This window comes from Nocardioides sp. (assembly GCF_035576065.1).
Lineage (GTDB): Bacteria > Actinomycetota > Actinomycetes > Propionibacteriales > Nocardioidaceae > Nocardioides.
Map to the genome: position 1 here is coordinate 32969 of NZ_DATLWX010000008.1, position 14851 is coordinate 47819.

Below are 14851 nucleotides of genomic sequence, written 5' to 3' on the forward strand. Positions count from 1 at the left end.
GACACGCGAACCGGGTGACGACCAGCACACCTCGGGGGTCCTGGGCGGCCGCTATGGTCGGAGCCGTGGAATCGCCAGACGCCGTACGCCCCGTGCTCGAGCAGAGCATCGACATCACCGCTCCCGTCAACGACGTCTGGGAGCTCGTCAGCGACGTACGCCGCATGCCGGACTGGAGCCCGCAGGTGACCTCGACCCGGTTGCGCAGCGGCTTCGAGACGTGCGCGCTCGGCGCCCAGTTCACCAACCGCAACGTGCACGGGGAGCTGGAGTGGACCACGCACGCCGAGATCGTCCGGTTCGAGCCCGAGCAGGAGCTCGCCTTCCGGGTGGAGGAGAACTGGGCCGTGTGGTCCTTCCACCTCGAGGCGACCGACGGCGGCACCCGGCTGACGCAGCGTCGGGAGGTGCCGGACGGCATCTCCGACCTCTCCCGTGAGCTCACCGACGGCTTCATGGGCGGCCAGGACGCCTTCTCCGAGTCGCTGCTGTCCGGGATGCGCAAGACGCTGGCCCGGATCAAGACCGCAGCGGAGGGCCGCGATGACTGAGCGTTCCGACAACGACGACGAGCCGACGAGCGTGGACCGCGTCGGGGTGATCGGGGGCGTGGCTGAGCTGGCTGCGCACGTGGTCGGCGTGATCGCGCGGGTCTTCGTCCGCTGACCTCGACGGCGCTGCGCTACGCGAGCTTGGCCAGCTGACTTGTAGACGGCCCGGTCCGAGCAGGACCGGGCCGTCGACGAGTGCAGTGCCTCAGCGGCGGGTCTTCTTGCCGCCCGCGCGGGCCTTGCCGCCCCTGCCGCGCTTGCCCTTGGTGGGCGCCGGGGCAGTGGTGACCGGGGTCGCCACGGCCGCGGCCGCGTCCACGATGCCCCAGCCGAAGACCGGCGAGTAGACCCCGTTGACCTCAGTCAGGGGCTGACGCGCCGTGTCGAGCAGCACGCGCTCGACCTCGACGCGGTTGCGACCCTGTGCGAAGAGCAGCGCTGCGACGCCCGCGACGTGCGGGGTGGCCATCGACGTACCGGCGTAGAAGTCGTAGTCACGCTGGCCGCAGCCCGCGCTGCCGGTGCCGAGCGGCACCGTCGAGACGATGTCGTCCTCGCAGAACAGCAGGCCGGCACCACCGGGGCCCGACACCGCCTTGAGGTCGGCCTTGTTCGGCAGCTCGGAGAACCAGCTCTTGGCCTCGTTGCGGTCGGTCGAGGCGACGCACACGGCGCCGGGCTCGAAGGCCGGCGTGCTGCACAGTGCGGTTGCGGAGTTGCCGGCCGCTGCGATGACGGAGACGCCCTTGCTGTTGGCGTAGGCGATCGCCTCGGTCACCGAGCTCTCGAGACCGGTCAGGGTGAGCGCCTGGGCCCCGGGCAGGGCGCCGAGGCTCAGGTTGATGACATCGGCACCGTTGTTGGCGGACCAGCGGATGCCGGCAGCGATCTCCTCGAAGGAGCCGCTGCCGTCCTCGAGCACCTTGACCGGCAGGATCTTCGCGTCCGGTGCGGTGCCGGCGACGCCGATGCCGTTGTTGGTCACGGCCGCGACGATGCCGGCCACGTGGGTGCCGTGCTCGTCACCGTTGTTCACGCCGTCCGGGCCGCGGAAGTCACCATTGCCGCAGGGCGACTGGGCCTTGCAGTCGGTGAAGGTGGCCCCCTGCAGGAGGTTGGCCTTGAGGTCTGGGTGGGCGAAGTCGACGCCGGTGTCGACCACGGCCACGACCGCTCCGGCCCCCTTCGTCGAGGTCCACGCCTGTTCGGCGCGGACCTGGTCCAGGCCCCACTGCAGGTCGCGCAGCGGGTCGTTGGTGGCTGCCTGGGCGGTGCTGCCGTGCAGCAGCGCGGCGGTCAGTGCGAGGGGGAGGGCTGATCCGAGAATTCGGCGCATGGGACAACATGCCTTTCCGTTGGGGACGTGCTTGTCTCGTAGGTCCAACGGGCCGGCGTCGCAGAGGTCACGGACAACGGATCAATTAGTTGATGCGTGACACCGGGCCGTGATGACCGAAGGGCAGCGACTCCTCGTAGCCCAGTGCCGCCAGGACGCTGGGCATCAGTGCCTTCGCCGTACGCCGGTAGCCAGCACCCGACGGGTGGAACCGGTCCATCGCGAACATCTCGTCGGGGTGGGCGATGAAGAACGGCCCGACGACCTCAGCAAGGGACACGGCGTAGGCGCCGCAGGCGGTCGCCACCTCTCGCTGGGTGTTCGCCAGCTGACGCGACGCGCGCGCACCGACGGCCCGCAAGGGTTGAGGCACGGCGGTGAGCGCGCTCAGGTCGGGGCAGGTCCCGACGACGACCTCGGTGTCGTTGCCACGCAGTGCCTCGATGACCTCGGCCAGATGGTGGCCCGACACCGCCGGGCGTACACGGTGGGTCACGTCGTTGCCCCCGACGACGATGACAGCGACATCGGCGCGATATCCGGGAGGGAGTGCGGCGAGCTGGGCACGGACCATCGAGGTCTCGGCGCCGACGCAGGCACCGGTGTGCAGGCGTACGGCGCGCTTGGTGCTGTTGGCCAGCCGCTTCGCCAACTGGCCACCGAGCGTGTCCTTGGGCCGATCGGCACCCAGCCCGGCGGCGATGGAGTCACCCAGCATCAACAGCTCGATGAGGTCGCCGTTCTTCTTCTTGTAGATCTTGTCGGCCGCGAGAGCGTCCTCACCCAACGGCTTCCCGATGAGCCTACGAGCCGCCCTTGCCTGCAGCCGGAAGACCTGGCTCCCCAACAGGGCCAGCGCCGAGGCCGTCGCAACGGAAGCAATCCCCCACGGGACCAGAGTGCGGGCCCGTGGCATCAAGCCGCCGCGCCGGCGACGCGGTGAAGCGCCGCCGCGTAGTGCACATCGATCAGCTCGTCCACCACGGTGGCCCAGCTCCGCTGGGCGACGGACGTGATGCCTTCGCGTGCCACGGCCGCGCGGAGATCTTCGTCGAACGCCAGGGTCTCGACGCACCGGCGCAGACCACCCGCCTCTCCCGGCTTGAACAGCAGCCCGGTCCGCCCGGGCGTCACGAGATCCAGCGGACCGCCCACGGCGGGGGCGACGACGGGGACACCGCTGGCCTGCGCCTCCTGGATGGTCTGGCAGAACGTCTCCGACTCCCCCGTGTGCACGAACACGTCCAGGCTCGCGAACGCCTGCGCCAGCTCCTCGCCTCGCAGCATGCCGGTGAAGGTGGCGTCGGGAAGGTGCTTGGCGAGCCAGCTGCGAGCAGGTCCGTCACCCACGACGACGAGGCGGGTGCCGGGGACGGACGAGATCTCGAGCAGGCGGCTGACCTGCTTCTCGGGCGCCAACCGTCCGACGTACCCGATGACCAGGGACCCCGGGCTGCCCTGCGTCCAGCTGTCGTGCAGCTCCTGGCTCCGTCGTGCTGGGGAGAAGAGGTCCAGCGAGACCCCGCGCCGCCACATGTGCAGGTTGGAGACGCCCAGCGCCGCAAGCTGCTCGTGGGCCGACGTGGACGGGACCAGCGTGCGATCGACTCGGCGGTGGATGCGACCCACCCACTTGGAGATCGCAGCATCCGCGCGGATGCCGTAGTGGCGGGCGAACCCGGCGATGTCGGTCTGGTAGATCGCCACCGTCGGGAGGCCGAGGCGCTCGGCCGCCCTGAGACCGGTCACACCCAGGGCGAAGGGTGACGCAAGGTGCACGAGATCTGGCCGGAACTCCCTGAGCGAGCGTTCCACGGCCGAGTCCGGCAGGCCGACCGAGAACGATCGGTAGCCAGGCAGGCCCACCGAGCGCACCCGGACGACCGGTGCGGATCGGTAGGTGGTCGGCCCCGGGCCGGGTGCGATGACCATGGCCTGGTGCCCGAGGTCGAGGAGGTGGTCGAGCGTGTGACGGACGGTGTTCGTCACGCCGTTGACCTGCGGCAGGAAGGACTCGGTGACGATCGCGATGCGCATGCCCTCACCCTCGGGCGGCCTCGTGAACGCTTTGCAACGACGGCCGCCGCGTTGGGTGAAGGGTATGAGGCGCGCCGGGAGGGCGCGGCCAGCGGTGTACGTGGGTGTGGTGGTCTCAGCCCGTGCGTTCGGCGTACGTGTCCGCAGCCGCGTAGACGTCGAGCACGTAGTCGGTCGAGTGGTTGTAGCTGAGGATTGCCTGCGACCACGTGTCGCCGAGCATGAGGTCACCGGACTGGCAGAGGTAGCGCGCTGCTGCGAGAGCAGCGTCATCGACGTCGTTGGGGTCCGCGACGCCGTCGCCGTCGCCATCGACCTGCCACGTGCGCCACGTCGACGGGATGAACTGCATCGGACCGACGGCATGGTCCCAGTCGCGATCGCCGTGCCAGCGAGCAGAGTCGCGGGTGGCCTCGATGGCGGCGAACTCCCCCGAGCCGTCGAGCGCGGGCCCCAGGATCGGGACGGAGGACTGGCCGTCACGCCGCAGCCGCCGGTCCCCGATGGTGCCGTGCTGGGACTCGATCCAACCGACACCGGCCAGGGTCGTCCATCCGATCCGACAACCCCTGGGCGCCAGCACGCTGGCTCTCGCGTATGCCGTCAGGGCCGGCAGCGGGATGCCGCTGGACACGGCCGTACGGCGCGCCCATCGCGGGTCGACGGCAGCGGCTGCCCTCGATCCGAGCGATCTTGCGCGCGGCTGGCCTGTCCTGACCCGCACCTGTCCGGCAGGCTTCGGCGCCGACACGGCGGGGCTCGGTGCGGGCACCGCGACGACCGGAACGACCTCGTCGACAAGGAGCTCGCGGCGATCGCCGCCCTCTGCGTGGTGCGCGGCCAGTCCGGTGGCGCCCAGCAGCGCCACCCCGGCCAACAGACCCAGAGCAGGCGCAAACCTCACCCGAAGCGGCCGTTGACGTAGTCGGAGGTCCGCTTGTCCTGGGGGCTGGAGAACATCGCCTCGGTGTCGCCGTGCTCGACGATCACCCCGGGCGTGCCCTGCGCAGCCAGGAAGAACGCACACGTGTCCGAGACTCGCGCCGCCTGCTGCATGTTGTGAGTCACGATGACGATGGTGACCTCGGTCGCGAGCTCCTTCATGGTTTCCTCGATGACTCGGGTCGACGTGGGGTCGAGCGCCGAGCAGGGCTCGTCCATGAGGAGCACCTGGGGCTTGATGGCGAGCGATCGAGCGATGCACAGCCGCTGCTGCTGGCCGCCCGACAGTCCACCGCCGGGTGCGTCGAGTCGGTCCTTCACCTCTTTCCACAGACCGGCTCGGGTGAGCGAGCGCTCGACCAGCTCCTCCTTCTCCGACTTCGGGATCCGGGTGCCGGTCAGCTTCAGGCCCGCGATGACATTCTCCCGGATCGACATGGCGGGGAACGGGTTGGGCTTCTGGAACACCATCCCGATGCTGCGACGGGCGTCAGTGAGCTTGCGCTGCGGGTCGTAGATGTCGACCCCGTCGAGCCTGACCTCACCGGCCATCGCCGCGGAGGGCACGAGCTCGTGCATCCGGTTCAGGATGCGCAGGAAGGTGGACTTGCCACAGCCGGACGGACCGATGAGTGCCGTGATCTCACCGGCCGGCATCGTCAGGGAGACCCGGTCCAGCACCTTGTGCTGACCGAACCACGCGGTGATCTCCCGCGCTTCGAGCTGCGCGAGCTCACGCGGAGCCTGGGTGCCTCCCGTGTCGACCGAGCCTTCGGCGTACGGCGGGAGGGTCGTCGTCGGGTCGACGTCGGTGGACAGTCTCGAAGTCATGGCGCGTCTCTTCTGGTGGGCGGAGCGGTGATGAGGAGCGTGGCGGGCCCGGGCGGAGTCAGCAACCGCCCGGACCCGCTGGTCTCACTTGATGACGATCTTGAACTTGAGCTTGGAACCGACGAACTTGCTGTCACCCGCATAGACCGCGGTCAGCTTGTTCTTGCCCTTCTTCAGCTTCTTCAGCTTGAGCACGACCTTGCCCGCCTTGACCGTGCCCTTGCCGACGGTCTTCGTGCCCAGCTTGACGACGATCTTGCCGGTGGCAGCGCCGACCGCGGTCTCCTTGACGAGGATCTTGCCCTTGTAGGAGGCAGCCTTCGGGTAGGACGCCTTGAACTTCTCGACCAGCTTGGTCGACGCCTTGACCACCGGCGGAGGCGTGGCCGCGACGACGTTGACCGTGACGGGCGCCGACTCCGAGACCGCGAAGGCGGAGTTGGCGGACGGGGCGTACTTCGCGACGAAGGTGTGCGCACCAGCAGTGAGCCCGGTGACGGCCTTGGTCGCCTTGCCGCCGGTCAGCGGCGAGGTGCCGACCAGGCGCGCGCCCTCGAAGAAGCTGACCAGGCCGTCGGGCGCCGAGGCGGCCGTGACGGTGGCGGTCAGGGTGGCGACACCGGCGGACGTCGAGGTGCCGGCGAGGGTGGTGGTGGTCGCCACCTCCTTGGTCACCAGGTTGCTGGTCGCGTCCTGGGTGGGCTGGCCGCAGACGCCGCCCTTCGAGGGAAGTGCGAGCTGCTCGAAGCCGGCCTTCTCGATGAGGGGCTTGGCGGCAGGCGAGCAGACGAAGCCGTCGACGCCGAAGATGCTGAGGATGCCGGCGTCACTGAGCTGCGCCTGGCGCACGACGTTGTAGAGCGCGCGAGCGGCGACGAAGCCGCCCTCGATGCGCAGCTGGTCACCGTCGACGGCGTTGCGGCCGATGGAGAAGGGCGCCACGGCGTTGGGGTCGCTCTTGATCAGGGTGGCGTCGTGCTCCTGCACCTCGGCGACCGTCCCGGCCAGGGTGACGGGGGTGCCGCCGTTGGCCTTCGTCAGCTCACCGACGAAGAACGAGCGGGTGCCGGAGCCGGTCTGCGGGATCTTCGGGGCAATGGTGCCAGCAACACCGCCGGGGACCTGGCTCCAGTTGGTGTAGGTGCCGTTGTAGATCTTGACCATGTCCGCGGGCGCAATGGTCGCCGGCGCGTTGGAGACCTTGGCCGTGGCCAGCGCGAGCGTGTCCTTGGCGAAGGGGTAGGCGAAGAGACCTGCGGACTTCTCGGTGGCGTCGATGGCCGAGGAGGAGCGCGCGAAGTCCACGTCGGTGTTGTTGCTACCGCCGTACAGCGCCTTCTTCCCGTTGCCCGAGCCGTTGTACGTCGACCGGTTGACCGGCGCGGCACCCTCACGCAGCACCATGGTGCCCGAAGTGCCGGCGTCGAAGGATGCGAGGCGGCCAGCCGTTCGACCCGCGTTGAAGCCCGCGATGCCGTCCTTGCCGTCTGCCAGGTAGTTGAGCGCGAACATCGAGGTGTCGGACCCGACGCCGACGTAGTCCGTGGCGACCGGGACGAAGGACGGGTCGGCGCTGGCCGGCGCCGCAATGGCGACGGACGCCGCCACGAGCGACGCGGTCGCCGCGCCGGTGATGAGCCTGCGAACAGACATCTGTTGATTCCTTTTCGTTGGGTGGTGCTTTGGGTTGGTCACAGCAGGTTGGGCAGCAAGCGCATGACGACATCGGTCGTCTGCCAGGCCAGGGCGATCACGACCGGAGTCGTCACCACCCAGACCGTGGCGTCGGACCAGCGCTGGCGGGCGGCCATGACCAGCAAGGTCATCGCCAGGAGCAGCCCCAGGGACAGGGCGAGGAGTGGGAGGGCCCCTCGCTCTGTGCCCATGGGCTGCTCCGGATCGGGGACGGCGGTCGGGAGACCCGCCGGTGCAGGGAAGCCCTTCTTGGCCTGGGCGTCGACGTAGACGACCTCGCCGGGGGTGAGGTCGGCGAACCTGCCGGAGCCCTCGGCACTCACCAGGACGATCCGGGCGGCACCCTCGGGTCGCGGCTGCGGGAGGGGGTCGCCGGCGCGGCGGACGCCGATGACCGAGAACTCCTTCGCGCCCTGGGCCGTCACCACCGTGACGGCGTCCGTGGGGCGCAGCTCGGCGATCGAGCCGAAGGGGGCGCCGTAGGTCTTGGCGCGACCCATCACCACGGCGGTGCCGACCTGGCCGGGCAGGACCGTGTTCCTCATGTGGCCGGGGCCGTCGAGCAGGTCGCTGGACGCCGTACCTTCGACCACGATCTGCTCGAGGCCGAGGTGCGGGATCGAGAGCAGCGCGACGGGCGCGCCGAGCTCGGTCACGGGACCCATCGGCGCGGTGGCCGCGGCGAGCTCGCCCCGGAACTGGTCGTAGAGCGCGGCCTGCTCCCGCTGCTGGGCCAGGCCACCCAGGAACAGCATCTGCACGGCGGCCCACATGGCCACCAGGGCAAGCATGGTTGTCGTGGTGGAGACGACGTCGAGGGCCTGGCGGGTGGACGCCGACGGACCGGACCACGAGGGCGGGCGCGCCGCCGGAGGCCGTGCTGCCGCGGGCTTCGCCGCCGTGCTCTTCTGGGCGGGCCGCTGGGCCAGGGTCGTCACAACGGCCTCCGGCGCGAGAGACCCAGCCGGAGCAGGCTGGTGGCCAGCGCCGCGAGCAGCGCGATGCCCAGCAGGACGGGGATGAGCTGACCTGCGACCGCGGAGGAGGTCAGCTCGGTGTCCGGCATCGCGACCGGTTCCGGCTTCGGCGCCTTGGCAGGCTTTTCCTCGGGCGGCTTCCCCGCGCCCTTGGGATCGGGTTCCGCGCCGGCCTCGGGCGCCGGCGGACTCACCTCGGTGACACTGCCGGGCCCAGACGGAGACCCGCCCGGTGCGGACACGCCGCCCTCATCGACGCCGCTGGCGGGCGTCTCGCCTGCGCCGTCCTCGTCCGTCCCGCCCAGAGGGGTGCCGCTCTGGGCGCCGATGACCTCGGCAACCGCCTTGGCCTGCTTGAACAACGGCGCTGTGGGTCCCGTCCTGGCGAGGGCGAGATAGCCGGGTGGGAGCTCACCGTTGCCGAACCCGGCCCGTTGTCCCTCGGTCGTGGCGATGTCGATGAAGTCCGCGACCTTGACCGCGTCGGCCTTCGCCAGCCCGTGGGTCAGGGCGGCTGTGTAGACGATCATGGTGCCGGGGTAGGCATTCCCGGCCTTGACGACGTCCTTGATGTCCAGGGTGAACGGCCCGTCACCGCTCTTCGAGGGCTCGGCCAACGCGAGCGCCTTGGTCATCGCGGCGTCGGTGGGCGCCGCGAAGGAGCCTTGTGAGGTCTCGAGGCTCGCCTCGCGCAGGCCGAAGCGCCGTGCGTCTGCGGTGCTGACGATGCCGAGCATCATCCGTGAGCCGACACCTTGTCGGTCCACGCGACCGATCTTCCACGGGTCGGTGACCACGGCCCGTTCGCACTTGGTCTGGACGTTCGGCCACGCGTCGAGGACCGCTTCGGCGATCTTGCGCAGCGAGGTGACGGGCGCCGCGATCTGAGTGAAGTACGGCGCCGGGTTCTGGACGTAGCACTCCTGCTCGCTCGGTGCCACGAAGTCGTCGAGCAGCGGCCACAGAGGCACGGGCAGCTCGATCTTCTTGTACGTGGGGTTGACGGCCATTCCCCACTGGTCGGGCTTGCCGTTGATCCATTCCATCGCCTGCTTGTCGTTGGCGATGTAGGAGGTGAGCGTCTGCATCACGTCGCTGCTCTCCGACAACGACAGCACGGTCGCGGCGGCCTCTCGCCCGACGGTGTCGAGACCCGGGTTGAGCTGCTGGAACTCGGGGTCGAGGTTGAACGAGATCGGATTGCTGCCCATGCCCTGATGGCTGCGGGCTCGCTCGCTGCCGAGGTAGGACTGCGTCAGCAGCTTCGCCAGCAGGCGCGCGTTCAGGCGCAGGTCGCTGAACTCTCCCGCATTGTCGGGCCGGTCGATGATGTAGCCGATCGAGAATCCGGTCACGGCGACCGGCGCATAGCCGACCGGCTCGGTGCCCTTGGGCTCGTGCTCGCTCGAGACGAACGCGGCCACGCCCCCGCCTGACTCCATCAGGTTGAAGCCGGCATCGTCGGACATCTTGTTGTGCTGGAACTTGAACCGGCTCTTGTCCAGGCAGTAGGCGGGAGACCACTGCAGGGACGCCTGGGCCATCAGCTCGGAGCCGTAGAAGCCGGTCGGTGGACGGGAGTCGAGCACGTCACACGCGTCGGGCGGCAGGCCGAAGTCGAGTGGGACCGAGAACCTGTTGCGCCAGTTGGACGGCGCCCACCACAGCGACGGCGAGACGCTGGCATCCACCCCGGCGTTGTTGTAGTTGCCCTCACCCGGCAGGAAGCGCCCCGACTTCATGCACTCCCGGTCGGAGTCGAGGCACGAGATCCCCTGGATGGGGATCACGACGACCGAGCACCTGACCGTGTCCGAGCAGCCCAGCGACTCGTTCTCGACTGCGGATCGGACCTCGAACTTGGTGGCACCGTTGCCATCGGCGTCGGTGAAGGCGGCGATCTCGGCCGGCGGGAAAGCCGCCCCGACCGCGGCCTCGGGCGCCATCGTCTCGGCCGTACAGGACGGGTAGACGGTCCCGTTGGCGGCAACGAACGCAGTGACGTGGGTGGACAGGGTCTCCACGTCGGCGCACTCCGGCGGGATCGGAGTCAGCCCCGACTTCTGGGCACGATCGAAGTCGTTGCCATGGACGTCGTGCCGCCACACGGCCTGGGTCTCGTCAACGAGCTGTGAGCGCTGCTGACGCGTGGACGTCCAGCACGTGCTGGGCGCGAGCTGCTGCTCGGGGGGCAGGCTCGGGTCGTCGAGACCGCGGCACTGCAGGATGACCACGGGGTATTCCTGGTTGAGCCCGAGCTCGCCGTACGGGCTGGGCGCACGGCCCCCAGTCGGGTGTGCTCCTGACCAGCTGATGTTGATCCGCTCACGACCGCGCAGCTCGGTGGTCCGATCGACGGTCACCGTGACGTCGCGCTGGTCGACGACCAGCTCCTGGCCGTCGACCACGAAGGTGCGGTTGAGCGTCTTGGTCTGGGAGTACGCCGCAGTGTCCTCGGCCGGAGCCTGCACGCCCTGGGCAGTGGTCGAGCCGATCAGCGCCAGCGTCGCCACGAGGATGGCCGCCGCGGCGAGCCTGAGGGCCCTCATCGAGTCCCCCCTTGGCGGGCAGCGCGACGACTGAGGATGATGCCGGGCACCAGGATCAGGGCAAGCAGCTCCAGGGCGACGAGCCAGCCGAACGCCTGGCCGTCCATGGGTCGCTCCGCGGACAGCTCGGTGGGGGTGGCGTAGAGCGGCACGTCGGAGACGGCCGTGCCGTCGGTCGTGCCGCTCGCCGACTCGACCGCCGCGCCGCCGGGCGCGGCGATCTGCTCGCCGGTGACCGGGTCGATGACCGGTGCACCGTTCGGCGTACCCCCGGAGTCCGGAGGCGGGACGGCAGCACCGCCCTGCGTGCCTCCGCCTTGCTTGTCGCCCTTCGTGTCCCCGCCTGCCTCGGTGTCCGGCACCGTGGCCTCGTCGGTCGAGGGCTCACCGGTCCCGGTCGAGGTGCCGCAGGGGCCCTCGCCCTGCTTGTCGCAGGAGGCAGGCTGCGGTGCGATCTCGGCGAGCTTGTTGCGCTTGAGGTCGCCGGCGACGAACGTCGGGTTGTTGCACTTCGTCACGTCCCGGTTGGTCAGGTCGACGGCCGGGTCAGCGGTGGAGAGCAGCGACAGCTGGGAGAACCCGGCCTGCACGAGGTTGAGCGGCAGCGGCGAGTAGCCGTACGGCCCCGCCTTGGACTGTCCCTCGCACAGCGAGTAGTACATGAAGTCGGCGAGCGTCTGCCGCTTGGCCGTCGTCATCCGCTGGTCGGTCGCACCGGTCGGGACGATCATGTAGCTGTAGGAGGACAGCGGGTAGGCCCGCGGGTCTTCTGCGCGGTAGACGCCCGTGAGGATCTGGGTCAGGTAGTCCTTGGAGGACTTGTCCTCGTTGATCTGCGCCTTGGTCAGGGCCACGGCGACGTTGTACTGCGTGGGCTCCACGTAGAAGCCGCCCTTGTTGAGCACCTTGACGACCGGGTAGTCCTTGTTGACCGGGTAGGCGTACTCGACGTAGCCGATCGTGCCGTTGCCGGCGAACCCGGAGATCGTGTTCATCACCTGGTCCGACCCCGACTGCGCCAGCATCCGGCCCTGGCGCGGGAAGTAGGACGTGAAGCCCGCACGACCGTAGAAGGGCTGCCAGATCGAGCCGTACTCGCTGTTCATCCAGGTCGTGAACTGAGCCGTGGTCCCCGAGCCGTCCGAACGGACGACCGGCGTGATCGCCAGCTTCGGGAAGGCCCGACCGTTGTTGTCAGCGGTGATCGCCGGGTCGCTCCAGTCGGTGATCTGCCCGGTGAAGATCTTGGTGATGGTCTCGCCGGAGAGACGCAGGTTGCGGACCAGCTCGTTGCCGATCTTGAGCTGGTAGGTGAAGGCCGTGCCGCCGGCGACGATCGGCAGGTAGGCGAACTCACGGCCGTTGCTGTTGTCGGCGTTGCCGAACTCGTCGACTCCCGGATAGGGGATCTCGGAGATCCCGAAGTCCGTGACGTTCTGGGCGAAGTTCTTGCGGCCCTGGCTCGAGCCGCCGCCGTTGTAGGTGACCTTCATGCCCAGGGCGTCGACGTCGGAGATCCACTGCTGGACGATGACCTCGGACCACGTGGAGCCCGAGCCCTCGATCTGCGCGTACGCCGCACGCTGGGCCGGCGCCGGCAGTTCCTCGCCCGACGGGTCGGCGGCGACAGCTCCGGTGGAGCTGCCGGTCAGGAGGCCCGACAGCAGGGCGAGCACCAGCAGGGCGAGCAGCTGGCTGAGTCGGCGGGTCATCGGTTCTCCTGGTGCGGGACGAGGCGGCGTAGCCGGCTGAGCAGGCTCGGACGGGGTGCCGTGGTGCGCTGGCGCGCCATCAGGCGGGCGATCACGAAGAGGGCCAGCACGAGGATCAGCAGCACCGTCGCGGCCGCGAAGGCGCGTTCGATGTCCATCCCCTCGGGGCTGCGAGCGCCCTTGAAGATGTAGAGCGGGAGTGAGTTCATGACGCCGTCGGTGGGGTTGGTCACCATGAAGCTGGCCACCCCGCTGGTGAGCAGCACGGGCGACGTCTCCCCCACACCGCGAGCGACGCCGAGGATGACAGCGGTGGCCAGACCCGGGCGAGCGGTCGGCAGCACGACGTGCCAGACCGTGCGCCAGCGACTCGCCCCCAGGGCGAGACTGGCCTCCCGCAGGCCGCCCGGGACCACGCGCAGCACGACGTCGGCGGCGCGGGCGATGATCGGCAGCATCATCACGCTCAGCGCCATGGCCGCCGCGAAGCCGGAGCGGGGGAAGCCGACGGCGACGATCAGCACGGTGTAGATGAACAGGCCGGCGACGATCGAGGGCAGGGCGGTCATCGCCTCGACGATGGTGCGGACGATGCCGGCGAACCTGCCGCCCACCTCGGTCATGAAGACGGCCGTGCCGATCCCGAGCGGGAGCGTCACAGCGATCGCGATGCCGAGCTGGATCGCGGAGCCGACGATGGCGTGGCCGATACCCCCTCGGTCGAACGGGTCGCGGGGGCCGACTCCGGACATGTCGTCGATGAAGAAGTTGAGGTGGAGCAAGGGCTCCCAACCGCGGAAGACGACGAACCCGACGGTGCTCACCAGCGCTGCACCCACGACCACGGCGCCGGAGGTGATGACGGCGGCAGCGACGCGGTCGGCGACGTCGACGCGACGCCCGCTCATCGCGCCGGTGACGACAGTGAGGACGAGGCCAACCGCCACCCAGGCTGCGATGAGCCACGCCCAGCCGCCGAGGGGCAACAGGCGTTGGGTCAGCAGCCACGCCATGGCCAGAGCCCCCACCCAGGTGCCGACCAGGGTGAAGGACTCCTCCGAGGTCGGTTTTCCGAGCCCAGGTCGCGCCTGCTGCGGCGGCGCATCAGGGTCGAGGACGGGCAGGACCGTCCGTGCCGGTCGCTCGGTGGTCTGTGTCGTCATCACGCGTCCGTCCCGGCGCCCGAACGGCTGCGATTGACGATGACCGCAGCGAGGGTGTTGACGATCAGCGTGATCACGAAGAGCACGAAACCGGCGGTGAGCAGGGCACTCAGCTGGGCCGCGCTGGCGTCACCGAAGCGACCGGCGATCAGGGCGCTGACGGTGTTGGTGCCGACCTCGAGGACGCGGGGCTTGATGACGAAGTCGGGCGAGATGATCAGGAGCACGGCGATGGTCTCGCCCAGGGCGCGGCCGAGGCCGAGCATGGTGCCGCCGATGATGCCGCCCCGGCCGAAGGGAATGACGACTGTCCGGACCATGCCCCAGCGGGTGGAGCCGAGCGCCAGGGCGGCTTCCTTCTCGCCCTGCGGCGTCTGGGAGAAAACCTGGCGCATGACGGCGCACGACATCGGCAGGACCATCATCGCCACCGCGATGCCAGCGCAGAAAGCGCTGCCGATGTAGCGCGACTGGTCCCAGACCGCGGCATCGGGGTCTCCTGCCACCTCGAAGACGGGCAACCAGCCGAAGTTCTGCTGCAACCAGAGTGCGAACGCAGCCGCATGGGGCATGACGAGGAAGTAGCCCCACATGCCGTAGATGATCGAAGGCACCGCAGCCATCAGGTCGACGAGGGAGACGAGGGTCGACTTCATGCGGGCCGGCGCGTACTCGCTGATGAACAGCGCTGTCAGCAGGGCGAGAGGAAACGCGATGACCATGGCCACTGCCGCGACCGAGAGCGTGCCGACCAGGACGGCACCGATGCCCAGCGTGTCGGCCTCGGGCTGCCAGGTCGACTCGGTGAAGAAGCTCCACCCGTAGCGCTGCAGCGTCGGCACCGACTGCCAGGCCAGGAACACGCCGATGCCACCGGTGACGAGCAGCACGCTGGCACCGACGGCGGAGGCGCTCAGCTCGAAGACGCGGTCGCCGCCGGTCGCCCTGCGGGCGAGCTTGCGTCGAACGACCTCAGGAGCGTCGGTGTACGACTCCACGGCAGGCAGGGTGGTCACGAAGGACTTTCAGGTGCTGGCCCGGAGGCGAATGCTGACAAG

13 protein-coding genes are annotated in these 14851 nt (G+C 69.5%); 2 read left to right on the forward strand and 11 right to left on the reverse strand.

Features of this window, described 5'->3' with window-relative positions:
* Positions 1-65: 65 nt before the first annotated feature.
* Both VNJ48_RS03725 and VNJ48_RS03730 read left to right on the forward strand, forming a co-directional pair.
* A complete protein-coding gene (locus tag VNJ48_RS03725) occupies positions 66-551 on the forward strand; it encodes an SRPBCC family protein (RefSeq protein ID WP_325599237.1) in 486 nt (161 codons plus the stop codon).
* The gene (locus VNJ48_RS03730; RefSeq protein ID WP_325599239.1) at positions 544-666 is read left to right on the forward strand and encodes a hypothetical protein; all 123 of its coding nucleotides are present in this window, start codon (positions 544-546) and stop codon (positions 664-666) included. Before VNJ48_RS03725 ends, VNJ48_RS03730 begins: the two co-directional genes overlap by 8 nt.
* A gap of 90 nt (positions 667-756) precedes the next feature.
* Here the strand turns inward: VNJ48_RS03730 and VNJ48_RS03735 are convergent, their stop codons facing one another.
* From VNJ48_RS03735 to pstC, 11 genes are all read right to left on the reverse strand, one after another.
* Positions 757-1887, reverse strand: coding sequence for a S8 family peptidase (locus tag VNJ48_RS03735; protein WP_325599241.1), 1131 nt, complete (start codon positions 1885-1887; stop codon positions 757-759).
* 85 nt (positions 1888-1972) lie between these two features.
* Positions 1973-2674, reverse strand: coding sequence for an SGNH/GDSL hydrolase family protein (locus VNJ48_RS03740; RefSeq protein WP_325599243.1), 702 nt, complete (start codon positions 2672-2674; stop codon positions 1973-1975).
* A gap of 128 nt (positions 2675-2802) precedes the next feature.
* The gene (locus VNJ48_RS03745) at positions 2803-3924 is read right to left on the reverse strand and encodes a glycosyltransferase family 1 protein (protein ID WP_325599245.1); all 1122 of its coding nucleotides are present in this window, start codon (positions 3922-3924) and stop codon (positions 2803-2805) included.
* Positions 3925-4039: 115 nt separating this feature from the next.
* Complete coding sequence (locus VNJ48_RS03750; RefSeq protein WP_325599247.1) at positions 4040-4828, reverse strand: lytic transglycosylase domain-containing protein; 789 nt, start codon at positions 4826-4828, stop codon at positions 4040-4042.
* Positions 4825-5697, reverse strand: a complete 873-nt coding sequence (gene pstB / locus VNJ48_RS03755; protein ID WP_325599249.1) for a phosphate ABC transporter ATP-binding protein PstB — start codon at positions 5695-5697, stop codon at positions 4825-4827. The genes VNJ48_RS03750 and pstB overlap by 4 nt, the downstream gene beginning before the upstream one ends.
* 84 nt (positions 5698-5781) lie before the next feature.
* On the reverse strand, positions 5782-7350 hold the full coding sequence (locus VNJ48_RS03760) for an Ig-like domain repeat protein (RefSeq protein ID WP_325599251.1): 1569 nt from the start codon (positions 7348-7350) through the stop codon (positions 5782-5784).
* A 38-nt stretch (positions 7351-7388) separates the two neighbouring features.
* Positions 7389-8330: a sortase gene (locus tag VNJ48_RS03765; RefSeq protein WP_325599253.1), complete on the reverse strand. Its 942-nt coding sequence runs from the start codon at positions 8328-8330 to the stop codon at positions 7389-7391.
* On the reverse strand, positions 8327-10918 hold the full coding sequence (locus VNJ48_RS03770; RefSeq protein WP_325599255.1) for a hypothetical protein: 2592 nt from the start codon (positions 10916-10918) through the stop codon (positions 8327-8329). Before VNJ48_RS03770 ends, VNJ48_RS03765 begins: the two co-directional genes overlap by 4 nt.
* Positions 10915-12630, reverse strand: coding sequence for a substrate-binding domain-containing protein (locus VNJ48_RS03775; protein ID WP_325599256.1), 1716 nt, complete (start codon positions 12628-12630; stop codon positions 10915-10917). The genes VNJ48_RS03770 and VNJ48_RS03775 overlap by 4 nt, the downstream gene beginning before the upstream one ends.
* Positions 12627-13793: a phosphate ABC transporter permease PstA gene (pstA, locus tag VNJ48_RS03780; RefSeq protein ID WP_325599257.1), complete on the reverse strand. Its 1167-nt coding sequence runs from the start codon at positions 13791-13793 to the stop codon at positions 12627-12629. The genes VNJ48_RS03775 and pstA overlap by 4 nt, the downstream gene beginning before the upstream one ends.
* On the reverse strand, positions 13793-14809 hold the full coding sequence (gene pstC, locus VNJ48_RS03785) for a phosphate ABC transporter permease subunit PstC (protein WP_325599259.1): 1017 nt from the start codon (positions 14807-14809) through the stop codon (positions 13793-13795). Before pstC ends, pstA begins: the two co-directional genes overlap by 1 nt.
* Between the last annotated feature and the right edge of the window lie 42 nt (positions 14810-14851).